The organism is Acidobacteriota bacterium (assembly GCA_035471785.1).
Lineage (GTDB): Bacteria > Acidobacteriota > UBA6911 > RPQK01 > DATIPO01 > JANQFM01.
This window is the reverse complement of record DATIPQ010000073.1, coordinates 1-13,228: the sequence shown is the minus strand read 5'-3', so window position 1 is coordinate 13,228 and position 13,228 is coordinate 1. Positions and strand designations below refer to the sequence as shown.

General features: G+C 62.7%; 10 protein-coding genes. 6 read left to right on the top strand and 4 right to left on the bottom strand.

The features are described from left to right. Window positions 1-147: 147 nt before the first annotated feature. Entirely contained in the window at window positions 148-2,796 is a 2,649-nt protein-coding gene (locus tag VLU25_10260; protein HSR68314.1) for an HDOD domain-containing protein, read from the bottom strand. 454 nt (window positions 2,797-3,250) lie between these two features. Here VLU25_10260 and VLU25_10255 point away from each other — a divergent pair, with 454 nt between their 5' ends. The 5 genes from VLU25_10255 (at window position 3,251) to VLU25_10235 (ending at window position 8,501) form a co-directional block, all read left to right on the top strand. Beyond that, window positions 3,251-4,753, top strand: coding sequence for a radical SAM protein (locus tag VLU25_10255; protein ID HSR68313.1), 1,503 nt, complete (start codon window positions 3,251-3,253; stop codon window positions 4,751-4,753). A 3-nt stretch (window positions 4,754-4,756) separates the two neighbouring features. Further along, entirely contained in the window at window positions 4,757-6,157 is a 1,401-nt protein-coding gene (locus tag VLU25_10250) for a radical SAM protein (protein HSR68312.1), read from the top strand. A 308-nt stretch (window positions 6,158-6,465) separates the two neighbouring features. Beyond that, window positions 6,466-6,750: a hypothetical protein gene (locus tag VLU25_10245; protein ID HSR68311.1), complete on the top strand. Its 285-nt coding sequence runs from the start codon at window positions 6,466-6,468 to the stop codon at window positions 6,748-6,750. A gap of 36 nt (window positions 6,751-6,786) precedes the next feature. Next, window positions 6,787-7,584, top strand: a complete 798-nt coding sequence (locus tag VLU25_10240) for a class I SAM-dependent methyltransferase (GenBank protein HSR68310.1) — start codon at window positions 6,787-6,789, stop codon at window positions 7,582-7,584. Then, a complete protein-coding gene (locus VLU25_10235) occupies window positions 7,581-8,501 on the top strand; it encodes a class I SAM-dependent methyltransferase (GenBank protein ID HSR68309.1) in 921 nt (306 codons plus the stop codon). The genes VLU25_10240 and VLU25_10235 overlap by 4 nt, the downstream gene beginning before the upstream one ends. 114 nt (window positions 8,502-8,615) lie before the next feature. On the opposite strand, the gene VLU25_10230 is transcribed toward VLU25_10235, so the two are convergent. The 3 genes from VLU25_10230 to VLU25_10220 form a co-directional block, all read right to left on the bottom strand. Further along, on the bottom strand, window positions 8,616-9,596 hold the full coding sequence (locus tag VLU25_10230) for a DUF4097 family beta strand repeat-containing protein (protein ID HSR68308.1): 981 nt from the start codon (window positions 9,594-9,596) through the stop codon (window positions 8,616-8,618). Window positions 9,597-9,802: 206 nt separating this feature from the next. Continuing rightward, on the bottom strand, window positions 9,803-10,795 hold the full coding sequence (locus VLU25_10225) for a HEAT repeat domain-containing protein (GenBank protein HSR68307.1): 993 nt from the start codon (window positions 10,793-10,795) through the stop codon (window positions 9,803-9,805). Window positions 10,796-10,820: 25 nt separating this feature from the next. Beyond that, window positions 10,821-11,399, bottom strand: a complete 579-nt coding sequence (locus tag VLU25_10220; protein HSR68306.1) for a sigma-70 family RNA polymerase sigma factor — start codon at window positions 11,397-11,399, stop codon at window positions 10,821-10,823. A 279-nt stretch (window positions 11,400-11,678) separates the two neighbouring features. Here VLU25_10220 and VLU25_10215 point away from each other — a divergent pair. Beyond that, the coding region (locus tag VLU25_10215; GenBank protein ID HSR68305.1) for a hypothetical protein at window positions 11,679-13,228 on the top strand (1,550 nt) is incomplete at its 3' end.

Sequence of the window (13,228 nt, the reverse complement as noted above, 5' to 3'; positions counted from 1 at the left end):
CCTTTCTGGTTCTGTATCTGTGAGCGGGCCGCTCGCACCGCGTGTCTTACTGATTCTTCAGACGCCTATTGGCCCATTAGCTTTCATTTTCGCTTCGTGCTGTATGGGATTCAAATCGGCGGCCAAGGTTGCAGCCGCCTGCGCTTCTCAGCCCGAGTCTTTCTGCTTGACCGCCTCTTGCACGACGTCGATAAGGGTCGACATGCGGAAGGGTTTGCGCAGGCAGGCGAAGGCGCCCGCCTCTTTGGCGGCCTGGAACTCGTTCTCGTGAGCGACTCCGCTGATGACGATGACCGGCAGCTCGGGCCTGCTTTCGCGCAGCACCTCGAGTACCTCCAGACCGGCCTTCTTGGGCATGCGCAGGTCGAGCAGAACGGCGTCGTACTCGGCCTGTTCAAGCTTGTGCAGGGCGCGTGCGCCGTCCTCGGCGAAATCGATGTGCCAGTTTTCGCCGCTCAAGGCCTGTCCCAGAAGTTCGCGGATGGCGGATTCGTCGTCGACCGCCAGCAGCTTGGCTTCGATGGACGGCCCAGAAGAGACTTTGCTGCGCGAGGAGGCCCGCTTGCCGGTCTGGCTGACCGGGGTTTCACCCGCCCTGGGCAGGACGATCCGGAAGGTGCTTCCCTGGCCCGGCTTGCTGGAGACCAGCACCCGTCCTCCGTGGTTGCGGATGATGGTGAGACAGATGGCCAGCCCCAACCCGGTTCCCTCGCCTTCCCGCTTGGTGGTGAAGAAGGGATCGAAGATAGAGGGCAGGTCCTGCGGAGCGATGCCTTCACCGCTGTCCTGAAAGTCGATCTCCACCTCTTTGGGATTCTCCCCGCGACGCAGGCTGAGCGTGAGTTTGCCGCCCTCTTTCATGGCCTGCACGGCGTTGATGCAGAGGTTGAGAAAGACCTGCTCGAGCTGTTTGGAATCGCCCAGCACCGGCGGGACCTCCTGGGCGAAGTGGCGCACCACCTCGATGTTGGCCAAGCGCATGCGCTGCCGCAGCAGGTCGAGAGTGCGATCGAGAATGGAATCCACCCGCACCGGCTCGACCTGCGGCTCGGCGGGCCGCGCCAACCCCATCAGGTCGCCGGTGATCTCGGAAATGCGCTCGATCTGGCGCACGATCTCCTGCAGCCGCTTCTTATGCTTCTCGTCCTCGGTGGTGAGCAGCATCAATTCGGCGTGTCCGGAGATGACGGTGAGGGGATTGTTGATCTCGTGGGCCGCTCCCGCCGCCAAGCGTCCTACCGAGGCCAGGCGCTCGGTGTGAAAAAGCCGGCGTTCCGTCTCTTCGACCTTGCGTCCCGTCTGGGCCAGTTCTTCGGCCTGCACCTGCAATTCCTCGTTGAGGAGCAGACGGTGCAGAGCCAGGGCCGCTCCGTGGACGTAGTGGCGGGCCACCTCGACCATCTCGGGCACGTCGGGCGATTTGGAGTCGACCTCCACCAGCAACTGGCCGATGGATCCTCGCTGCGTCTCCAGAGGGAAAACCAGCAGGTCGGGACTGAAGAGCATGGCCGTAAGCGCATCTTCTTCTTCCGAGCTCCGGCCTTCGGAAAGCTTGCGCTGCAGCAGCGAGAGCTGGGCTCGGGCCGTCAGGCGGTCGAATTCGTCCCTTTCCTCCTCGTCCAGGGGAACCATGAAGCGGGCGGCGGCTTGGCCGCGGGAGCGCTTCAGACACCCCTCGAGCCCCGACGACCGCTTCAAGGCCACATAAGCCAGGGCCCGGCGCAGGGGCAGAAACTCGGCCAGCAAGTCGATGACGTGAAAGACGCCCCGGGCCGGACTGGTGGTCTCGTCCAGGGCTTGGTGGAGACGGTGGATGGCGGAGAGCACCTTTTCCTTGCGCCCCAGTCGCCTGCGCTCCACTTCCAGCATCACCTGCAAGTCGCTTAATTGCCGGTTGGCGCCGTGGACGGCCTGCAAGTAGAGTTCGGTCTGATCTGCGTCCCAGTCGAAGTAGCCGGCCACTTCCTCGAAACGGTCGAGCACCTGAGAGGCGATGCGGCTGAGTTCTTCGCCGCTCAGGGCCGTTACCATGGAGAGCCTTTCCAGGTTCCAGTTCTCGCCCGGATCCCCCGAGTCCCCGATGCGGAAGAGGCGGCACAGCGAATTGCCCGCCTTGACGATGAAAGCCAGGTTGCGCTGAGGCGAGTCGCCGAAATAGGAAATCGGCTGATGGTGCAGCCAGGCCGCCTCCACCAGGTCTGAGGGAAAACGCCAGCGTTCCATGGCCAGCTTGGCGACGCCCGTGTGCCCGATACCGAAGTGAGCCTCCTCGTTCTCGAGCAGCCGCCCCTTGCCTTGACGGGCTTGGCGCACCACTTTGGAATACTCTTCGGAATCCCAGTGAGCCAGGATCAGCTTGCCCATGTCGTGCAACAACCCGGCTACGAAAGCCTCCATGGGCCGCTGGAAGTTGAAGCGCCGGGCCAAGGTTTCGCTGGCGATGGCGCATGCGGCGCAGTGGTTCCAGAACTGGCGCAGATCGAATCCGCCGCTTTCATCCGGCTTGATGGAATCGAAGACCACCGCCGACAGCACCAGTCCCCTGACCAGGTCTTTTCCCAGCAGGGAGGCGGCCCGGTCGATGGTGGAAACCTCCCCGGAACGGCTGAAGTAGGTGGAGTTGGCGACTTTCAGGAGCTTGGCCGTGAGGGCGTGATCGGTTTCGATCAGGCGGGCGATTTCGGCCATCCCGCTGTCTTCGTCGCTGGTCGTTTCGATCAGCCGGACCGCCACGGCTGGAAGGGTGGGCAACTGGCCCAATTCCTCGATGAACCCGCTTAGATCTGCTGCTTTCACAGCGCCTCCCCAAATGTCCTGCGATCATCCGTCCTGGGAGGACAGATCATCCTTCTCTAGGCTGCATGCGGCCTTTCTCTCTCTCCCCGGACCGCATGCAAGAAGGGTTTCGTGCCGTACAGACGAACTGTCCAGGTTTTAAAGAATACTAGATCATCCTGACGATGGGGCAGAAAAATATCGTACATGATGAGGTAGATTGCGAAATCGGCATAGAGGAGTCTTCGATCAAGCCCCCCGGTGCACACCTGGCGCCGTCGCCTCACGACCTCTCGTGAAAATGAGACGGATCACCGTTCCGTCGCAGTAAAATGGATGAAAATAGTCGAGATTAAGCTCTTTTGGGCTAACGTTTATTGCGTCCCTTGTTTGTTGACGACTGGAACGACCCTGTCTATACTGCCCCACAAATCGGCAAGCGTAGCGGGACGGTCTGGGTAGCGGGGGAGAGAAGATGACCGAAGTACTTTTGGCGCACGCCTTCTACATCCGAAACGACCCCAAGCAGATGGAGAAGATGCGTCCTTATGCGCCTTTGGGGACGCTTTATGCGGCGGCCCGGCTGAGAGAGCGCGGATACAAGGTGGCTCTCTTCGACGCCATGTTGGCGCGGGGCGTCGAAGAATACCTGGAAAAGCTGCAACGTCTGCGGCCCCGTTTCGTGGCCATCTACGAAGACCAGTTCAACTTTCTCAACAAAATGTGTCTGGAGCAGACCCGCAAGGCCGCGATCGAGATGGGGCGTGCAGCCCGCGCTCAGGGCGCCACGGTCGTCATCGCGGGCTCGGACGTCACAGACCACCCGGAAGCCTACCTTGCAGGGGCGGCCGACTACGCGCTGATGGGTGAAGCCGACGACACCCTCTGCATGCTCCTCGACCGTCTCAGCGGACGCAGCGACGAGCCCGTCGACGAGGTGCCGGGGCTGGCTCACGGCGACACCGAGTCTCCCGATAAGGTGCAGCGCAATCCCCTTCCCGAGCCGGAGCGCAAACCCGACCGCTTTCCCTTTCCAGCCTGGGAACTGCTGGAAGTCGAACGCTACCGCCAGGCCTGGAAGCAGGCTCACGGCTACTTCAGCCTCAACCTGGTCTCCACCCGCGGCTGTCCCTTTCACTGCAACTGGTGCGCCAAGCCTATCTGGGGACAGCGCTATGCCATGCGTTCGCCGGCCAACGTGGCCGAAGAAATGGCCCGGGTCAAAGAACTGCTGCAGCCCGACCACATCTGGTTCGCCGACGATATCTTCGGACTGCAGCCGCGCTGGGTGGCCGAATTCGCCCAGGAGGTCGAGCAGCGCGACGCTTCCATCCCCTTCATGATTCAATCGCGGGTCGACCTCATGACCCGCAAGGCGGTGGACGGACTGGCGCGGGCCGGCTGCGTGGAAGTTTGGATGGGCGCCGAGAGCGGCAGCCAGAAGATCCTCGACGCCATGGACAAGGGCAGCAAGCTGCACAAGATCCGGGCCGCCCGCAGGCGATTGGGCGAGGCCGGCATCAAGGCCTGCTTCTTCATCCAGTTCGGCTATCCCGGCGAGACGTTCGAGGACATCATGGCCACCGTCAACATGGTGCGCGAACTGCTGCCCGACGATATCGGGATCAGCGTCAGCTATCCCCTGCCCGGCACCAAGTTTCACGACATGGTCAAGGCCCAGCTCGAAGACAAAGATCATTGGAAGGATTCCAACGACCTGGACATGATGTTTCAGGGCTCCTACCAGACACCCTTCTACCGCAAGCTGCATCGCCTGCTGCACTGCGATCTGGAACTACGCCAGAAGCTGCAAGAGGAACCTTCCGCCAACGGCCTGCTCAAACGCCTCGACCGCCTCAACGACCACTGGTTTGAACTGGGCCAGATGGAGCTCAAGTACCGCAGCGAAGCCCCCACCTCCATCGAGAAGACCTACGCCCAACCCGACAAGCCCGACTTGAGCCGGCGCTGGAACTGAGACATGAGCGACATTCTCCTCACTCACGGCTATTTCCTTTTCGAGGATCCCAAGGAAAGGGAGATCATGAAGCCCTATCCCACCCTGGGGTTGCTCTATCTGTCTTCTTACCTGCGCCGGCAAGGATTCGAGGTGGAAATCTTCGACTCGACGTTCTCGGCTCCGGCGGCCCTCAATCAGCGCCTGCGGCAGGAAGCAGGGGTCGTAGGCATCTATACCAATCTGCTGACCCGGGCCGCGGTGCTGAAGATTACCGCCCAGGCCAAGATGCGGGGCTGGACGGTGGTGCTGGGAGGCCCCGAGTCGGCCAACTATCCCGAGCGTTATCTTGCACACGGGGCCGACGTGGTGGTCATCGGGGAGGGCGAGCGCACCATGGCGGAACTGCTGCCCGCCCTGCATAAACACGGTCCCAACAAGCTGCATGGAGTGGCCGGGACGGTCTTCCGCGACGAAGATGGAAGCGTCGTGCGCAACCCTGAGCGGGAGCAGGTTCCCGATCTCGATTCGCTGCCCTGGCCCGACCGCGAGGCCATCGACACCCAGCGCTATGTCGACGTCTGGCGCCAGCACCACGGAAGCGGCAGCGTCAACTTGATTACGGCGCGGGGATGCCCTTACAAATGCCGCTGGTGCTCCCATGCCGTCTTCGGTTTCACCCACCGCCGCCGCAGCTATCTCGACTGCGCCGATGAACTCGAGCACATCCGCGACGCTTACGACCCCGACCAGGTCTGGTACTCCGACGACGTCTTCACCATCCATCACAAGTGGCTCTTCGACTATGCGGGCGAACTCAAGCGGCGTGGACTGCGCATGCCGTTCGAGACCATTTCCCGGGCCGACCGCATGATGAAGGAAGAGGTGCTGGAAACTTTGGCCGAGATGGGCTGCTACCGCATCTGGATCGGCTCGGAAAGCGGCTCGCAGCGCATTCTCGACGCCATGGAACGGCGGGTCACGGTGGAACAGGTGCAGTGGGCCTCTCAAGCCGCCAAACGTCGCGGCATCGAGGTGGGCATGTTTCTGATGTGGGGTTATAAGGACGAGACTCTGGAAGACATCGAGGCCACCGTCGAGCACGTCAAGAAGTGCGCTCCCGACATCTATCTGACTACCGTCTCCTATCCCATCAAGAACACGGCCTACTTCGAGGAAGTGGCCCAGGAAGTGGAGGAACCGCAAGATTGGGCCTCCTCGACCGACCGGGACTACGTGGTGACTTCCCAGCATTCGCCTGACTACTATGCCCAGGCCGACCGGCTCTTGCGCAGCGAAGTCGAAGCCCTCCGCCTGAGTCGAAGCGATCCCGTCAAGGCGGCCCATTTGGCCGAAGAAGCCCGCAGGGCACGGCGCAAGCTGCGCAACTCCCAACTTGCAAGCCCCTGGTCCCAAAGCTTGTGAGTTTGGGGCTTGGATACTTGGGAGTTCGACCGCAACGAAGGGGATCGCCAGGCATGGTATTGGCGATCCCGCGGGGGGAGGCGCCTCCCGCGAAATGAAGGGGGAACCTCGCGGGAGGCCGCCTTATGGCTTGGACGGCTTGGGCAGCCGTCCAGAGCGGGCACAAGAGAGCATGTACGGGCTCTGGAGGGTGCCCCTTCCTGAGCGGGCTTTCACCAGCTATCCCGTCCGTGCTGTACTCTTACTGTCGCTTTGGGAGAGGCTATCTCAGGTCGATAGGAATTTTTTTGAGGAGATGACAAGAAGCCATGCCAGATACCCGCATCCTGCAGGAGGGCGATTTTTACCACAAGGAGAAATTCGGTCCCGATACCGTCAATCGGGGAGCCGTCTTGCTGGAGTGCGAATGGGATGGAGGCGATTTCGAATCGGGAGTCATGTTGGGAGGATTCTTCCGCAGCGGACGCTTTCTCGACGGCGTGTTCTGGGGAGGCGTGTTCTGGGACGGCGAGTGGCGCCAGGGACGTTGGGAATGCGGTTTCGACCGCCGGGGACGCTACCGTCCCCGAACCGACGCCCCGCCCCATGAATGAAATTCATACAATAGCTGTAGCGTCGCCTGAGATGAGATGGGTCAAACCCCTACTGCCTTTGACGAATTAGCTGCTCGTTATGATCAGGATTTCAGCCGCAGCACGCTGGGAATGTGCATGCGGCGAGCGGTGTGGAGGCGGCTGGACGTCCACTTCAAGCCTGGAATGCGGGTGCTGGAACTCAACTGCGGGACAGGAGAAGACGCCCTCTACCTGGCCCGCAGGGGCCTGCACGTCACCGCCACCGATGCATCGCCTGCCATGCTGGAGAAAACGCGGCGCAAGGCCGAGGAGGCGGGAGTGCAGGATCGGGTGGAGGTGAAGCGGATCGACCTGGCTGCCATGGAATCCGAGAATGAGCTGGAGGGAAGGCGCTTTGACGGAGCTCTTTCCGACATGGGCGGACTCAACTGCCTGCCCGAGTGGGGCTCTCCGGCTCGGGCCCTGGCGCGCCTTCTGCGTCCCGGCTCGCCCTTGCTGCTGTGCGTGATGGGTCCGCTGGCGGCCTGGGACTGGATCGGCTTCTCGCTGCAGGGACGCCCCTCGCAAGCGGTCCGCCGCCTCCATCCGGGCGGAGTGATGTGGAGGGGGCTGCGCATCCGCTATCCCTCTCCGGGTCGTCTCAGCCGCTCTTTTCGTCCCGCCTTCCGCACGACCCGGCTGAGCGCCGTGGGCGCGCTGCTGCCGCCGCCCTTGATGGGTGAGGACTGGGCCCGACGCCATCCCGGTCTGTTGAAGAGGCTGGAGCATTGGGAGCGCCGTCTGGAAACCCTCTTTCCCCTTCCCTACCTGGCCGACCACTACCTGATGGAGCTGGAAAGGACGCGGCCATGAGCGGGCTTGACTGGCCGCTGGCCTGTCCTCAATGCCGCCGACCGCTGGGTTCCACGGACACTGCGCAGGGTCAACTTCAGTGCTCCGACTGCGCATCGCGCCTGCATCGCGATCAGGGTATCTGGCAGGCATTGGCGGCGGGACGCGAGGACCACTACCGGTCCTTCCTGCGCGACTACACCCGCATCCGCAAGGCCGAAGGACGGGGCAGCGATTCGCCTGACTATTACCTGGGACTGCCGGAGTGTCCTCCCGACCACCCCATGGCCTGGCAATGGAAGATACGCCGCGCCACCTACCGCACCCTGCGCCGCCGGGTCCTGCCGAGGCTGCAACCCGGCTCGCGCATTCTCGACCTGGGGGCGGGAGTGGGATGGCTCAGTCACCGGCTGGCTCAGCAGGGCTTGCGTCCCTGTGCCGTCGATCTCAGCGACGACCCCGAGGACGGGCTGGGGGCGGCTCGCCATTACCGTCCTGACTGGCCCCGCGTGCGGGCCGAATTCGACCGACTGCCCTTTCCCGAGTCCTGCGCCGACGTCGCGCTTTTCAACGCCAGCCTTCACTACAGCACCGACTACCGGCGCACCCTCTCGGAATCGCTGCGGGTGGTCCGCGGCGGGGGCCGGCTGATCGTGCTGGAGACGCCCGTCTACCGCAAAGAAGCGAGCGGACGGCAGATGGCCGCCCGGCGCCATGCCGACTTCGAAAAGCGCTTCGGAACGCCTTCCGACGCACTGGCCAGCATCGAGTTCCTGACCTGGGACTGGATTGGCGAGTTAGGGCGCAGCCTGGGTCTGAAGTGGCGCGTGCTGCGGCCCTTCTACGGCTGGAAGTGGCACCTGCGCCCCCTCAAGGCTCGCCTCAAGGGGACCCGCGAGCCCTCCCAATTCGTCATCCTGACCGCTCAAATACCGTAGGGCTCCCAGTGTTGGCAAAGGCCAGCCCGCAACCCCCAACTTGCAGGGTTGCAAAGGCACCGTCCGCTTGGGAGTTGGGCCCTGGGCGTTGCTCCTTGCGCCCCCTCGGGCGCTTCAGCGCTTGAGGGCGCGGATTCGTATCGATCCGTCGGTGGACTCCAGGCGGATGCTCTGCCCTCCTCCGTTGAGCACATAGGTGGCGCGGACCTCGCTGTTGCTGCGATGCTCGTCGGCGGCGGGAAAGTCGGAGCGGATCTGGTGGCTGTCGTCATCGTCCCATCCCCGCAGGCGGATGGTGGCTTCGATGGTCACCGCGGCCGAGGCGGGAAGCGCGATCTCGACGTCGCCGCCCTGGGTGCGCAAGTCGCTGAAGCCTTCGGCGGACGGCTCAACCAGCTCCACGACGATGTCGCCGCCGGCGGTGCGGGCGCGTACGTTTTCCCGCACTCCGCGCAGGACGATGTCGCCTCCGGCAGTAGTAGCTCGCGCGCGTCCCGAGGATTCACGCAATTCGATGTCCCCGCCCGAAGTACGCAGGTCGACGCTGCCTCCGGCCCGACGCAGCGCCACGTCGCCTCCCGAGGTGCTCAGATCGGCGTCCTTGCCCACCTCGTCGGCCGTCACGTCGCCGCCGGCGGTGCGGGCTTGAAGGCTGCCTCCCACCTTGCCCACCCGGATCTCGCCGCCGGCGGTGCGGGCCTCCAACGTGCCGCCTACGTCGCGCACTCGGATCTCTCCGCCCGAGGTGCGCAAATCGCCGTCTCCAGTGATGTCTGAACCTTCTATGTCGCCGCCCGCGGTGGACACATCGCAGGAACCGTCCACGTTCTCGAACTCGATGTCTCCGGCTGAAGTGACGGCCCTGAAGGCGCCCTTGAGATTCCCCCGCAGGCTGATGTCCCCGTAGCTTGTGCGCAGGTCGAGGTCGCTTTGGCGGGGGACGTTGATTTCCAGGCGGGCGTCGCCGTGCCAGCCGCCTCCGCGCGGATCTCCGATCCTCACCCCGCTGGGCGTCTCCTGAATCGAGAGGCTCTGAATGCGAAGTCCTACGCTGCGCACCACCACCTCGGGTCGGTTCCAGGTCGAAATGCTCACTTCGCCAGCCGAGATGGAGACCGCTACCTGTCCTCCCTCACTCAGTTTGAAGGAGCGCGTATCGCTCGAGCCTTGTTCGGAAAGCGTTCCAGCGGCCGCGGAGCCGCCGAGTAGGGCGACTGCCGAGAGACAGACCAGCACAGCCGCCTTGGACAGTACTGGTGCCAACCGCCTCCGATCCAAGTGTGAAACCGGCAGATGCTCTCTCATTTTTCGCTCACCTTCTGGAGAAACTCCTGGGAACGGAGACGCACGTAGTCGTTCTGGTCGGCAGCCCCTTCACGCAGGCTGTCGAGGATCTCTTCGTCGACCTGGAAGGGTTCATCGCTTCGGGCGCTTTCAAGCGCATTGATGACCGCCACTCTCATGCCGGGATTGGGATCATAACGCAACACGTTCAAATAAGCCTGTTTGATTTCGGCGTCGAAGGGCATTTTCTGCAGCGCCGCCAGCGCCCTCTGGCGGACGCCGGCATTGCTGTCGGTCTGCAGGGAAATGATGAGGGTGCGGCGCACGATATCGTCCGTGCTTTCGCCTGAGTAGGAATAGAACTCGTCCACCGCCCGCAGACGGACCCCGTCGTTGTCGTCGTTGACGGCCGCATGGGCCAGCAGGCGGCGAATGCGGGCGTCTTGCAGCGATCCGCTGACGCGGCGCGGACGGACTTCCTGAAAGATCACATCGATCTTGTCGTCGCCTGACTCGAGAAAGCGAACGTTGGCGATGGATTCCTCCTCGGGCACATCGAGAAAGGGTCCCGCCGCGGGCGTTTGGAAGAGGAAGTACCCCATCCCCAGCCCCAGCAGCAGCATGGCTGCGGCTCCGCAAGCCGCCGCCCATCCCATCCCGGCCTCAGGTCCGAAGAGCCAGCGGTAGAAACGTACGATGGCTCCCAGCCGGGCTTCCTCGGCGCGCGGACCCGCCGCCGAAAGACCGGCCGGCAGGGCTCGCTCGGCCGCATCCTGCGCCTCGCGCTCCTCAAGGGCGCGGAAAAGGCGCGAGCGGGCTTGATAAAGCAGTTCATCGGAAGGCTCGCCCCATTCGTCCTCGGCCATCAGGTCGTGGAGACGCTTCAGTTCCTCCATTTCCGAGCGCAGAGAGGGATTGCTCCGGAGATGCTCCTGCAAGAGGAATTCCTCGGCATCACCCAGCTCTCCGTAGAGGGAAAGCACCATCATTTCTCGAATCTTCGACTTCATATCGGCCTCGTTATCTCAAATCTCTTCACTGCTTGACGTCGCTGTAGAGGGGACGCAGCTCGTCGCGCAGACGCTGATTGGCGGTGAAGAGGTATTTCTTCACCGTCCCTTCGGCGCAATTCATAATGTCGGCAATCTCGCGCAACTTATGGCCGCGCATGTGGCGCAGCGTGAAGACCATGCGCTGCTGGGGCGACAGGCGATGCATGGCGTTGCGCACCTGTTCCGAAATCTCGCTGCGGAAGAGGCGCTCTTCCGTCCTTTCAGACGACTCCAAGGAGTCGCCCAGGGTGGGCGAGTCCGGCCCGGACCGTCCCTCGTCCAGCGAATCGTAAAGGTGCGCCTTGCTGCGCGAGGTATGGGTCAGGCAGACGTTGGTCGTCACCCGATGCAGCCAAGTCGAAAACTTGGCCCGGAACTGAAAGTCGGGCAGAGCCCGGTGGACGCGCATGAAGACCTCCTGATAGATGTCTTTGGCGTCCTCGGAATTGCGGGTAAAAGAGAGGGCGATGGCTAGCACTTTACGGTCATAGCGCTGCACCAAGCCTTCAAAGGCCTGACGATCGCCCCTCTGGGCCCTCAGGATCAGTTCGTGATCACTCAAATCCTTCAACTCTCGTTCGTCCGACATCATCAGACCCAGCACAGCGTGAAAAGGTTGGGTGCAATTCTAGACCAGGCGCCGGTCAGCGGCCGCGGAATTTTTTTCTGAACCCCTCAGCCAAGCTTCCCGTCTAAATATGCAATCCTACCTATTAGGACATCTCTAGCGAGCAGGGGAGTAGGCACGGCACCTACTCCCCATTTTTTTTGCCTTGTGCCATCCGTATTTGTGTGTAAAAATACGCATCGATGTACGTCGTATCGATTGAGGAGGTGTCCGATGATACGCAAGGTATGGCTTCTCTGTCTCGTGTGTTTTCCCGTAGTGGTCTTGGCTCAGGAGGAGAGGATGACGATCTTCGCTTTGAGCCGGACGCCTCCGGATCCTGACCCGGTCACCAGCCTCCATACGGTGGATTTTCAGACCGGCGCTCCGACACTTGTAGGAGAGACGGGCTTCGGGTTCTGCTACGGTCTTCATCACGAAGATGGAGCTTTGTACTCGCTTTGTCTGGAGGAGGATGTCTATCACCTGACCCGCCTCGATCCAGAGACCGGCCGGGGAGAGTTGTTGTCGCCCGTTCTTCCTGCGATGCAACAGGTAGCCAATGGGACGCAGTTCAACACCCCCAGTGATTTTCTCCTCACCGCGGACCGCATCGGCGTCATCAGCACTTTGTTGATCGACAGTTCGCTTCCCGGTTTGCCCGCCCAGGACCGGGTCTTCGAGGTCTATGACCGCCGGACACTCGATCTCCTTGCCCGGGCTCCCACCTTCGCCGTCGCCCTCTCAGGAGAGGTGTTGGGCGACCAGGCCTCGGCGGTCTTGGAGGAGTTCGGCGACATCGTGCTGGGCCAACTCAGCCTGCAGACCGCTCAGCGGCAGATCTCCTTCCCCCTCTCCTACCGGGTGAGGGACTTGGCTCGCCTGCCCGCAACGAGGCGTTTCTTGGCCCTGGGAATCTCTCCTCCGGCCAACCAGGTCCTCTTTCTGGGACACATCGACGAAGAGTTCGAAGTCTCGGTGCCGGTGGTGTCGGTTCCATTCAATCTCGAGCACTTGACGGTGGTTGAGCGGGGTGAAGTGCAACCGCCGGAGACGCCCGACCTGCCGGAATACGTTTTCCCCATCCTGGAGGCACAGCCAGGCTCTACCGGCTCTTTCAGCACCCATATAACGCTGCTCAACGCGGTGGGCACCGCCGATGCCCCCTTCATCCTCGAGGTCTTCGACTCAGAGGGGCACCCGATAGACCCGACCGATCTCTACTGCCCCGGCCCCGGCCAGGAGGACTTGCTGCGGCAGCCGGTGGCCGGTCAACATCTGCGTGGGCTCGACCTGACGGGAGGAGTCGTGCCCGTTTCGGGCTGGGCTCGTCTGCGGGCGGCGGACGCTTTGTCCGCCTCCAGCGAGGTCATCTTCACCACGCGTACCGACACTGGCTGCGGGGCTTTGGCGACCTCCCTGCCTTCGCAGGACATCCAGACCACCGTGCAGGTGCCGCCGGTGCGTCCAGTTCGTCGCTGGGTGGCCGAAGGCGTCATCAACCCCAACCGCGAGAGCGCTTTCTCCCTGGTCAATCCCGACCTTCTTCAATCCAGCCTGGTCACCGTCACGGCTCTCGACGCTGAAGGGAACACCGTCGATATCAACGAAATCGAACTCCAGCCGGGAGAGCGCATCAGCAATCTGCTCTTCGAACTGCTCATTCGCGGCAAGGTCTTCCTCCTGCCGCCCGAACGTCCCCAGGACTACCGGGGCAGCATCCTCATCGAGTCCGACCTCCCCATCGCCGTGGCCGGCCTCACCGTCCTCCTCCCCGAGGGCAA

Excerpts from the sequence above, each read along its gene's own strand:
- VLU25_10225 (HSR68307.1), bottom strand. The coding sequence starts at position 10,795 with ATGAAGTCGAAGATTCGAGAAATGATGGTGCTTTCCCTCTACGGAGAG.
- VLU25_10255 (HSR68313.1), top strand. The coding sequence starts at position 3,251 with ATGACCGAAGTACTTTTGGCGCACGCCTTCTACATCCGAAACGACCCC.
- VLU25_10235 (HSR68309.1), top strand. The coding sequence starts at position 7,581 with ATGAGCGGGCTTGACTGGCCGCTGGCCTGTCCTCAATGCCGCCGACCG.
- VLU25_10240 (HSR68310.1), top strand. The coding sequence starts at position 6,787 with ATGGGTCAAACCCCTACTGCCTTTGACGAATTAGCTGCTCGTTATGAT.
- VLU25_10250 (HSR68312.1), top strand. The coding sequence starts at position 4,757 with ATGAGCGACATTCTCCTCACTCACGGCTATTTCCTTTTCGAGGATCCC.
- VLU25_10245 (HSR68311.1), top strand. The coding sequence starts at position 6,466 with ATGCCAGATACCCGCATCCTGCAGGAGGGCGATTTTTACCACAAGGAG.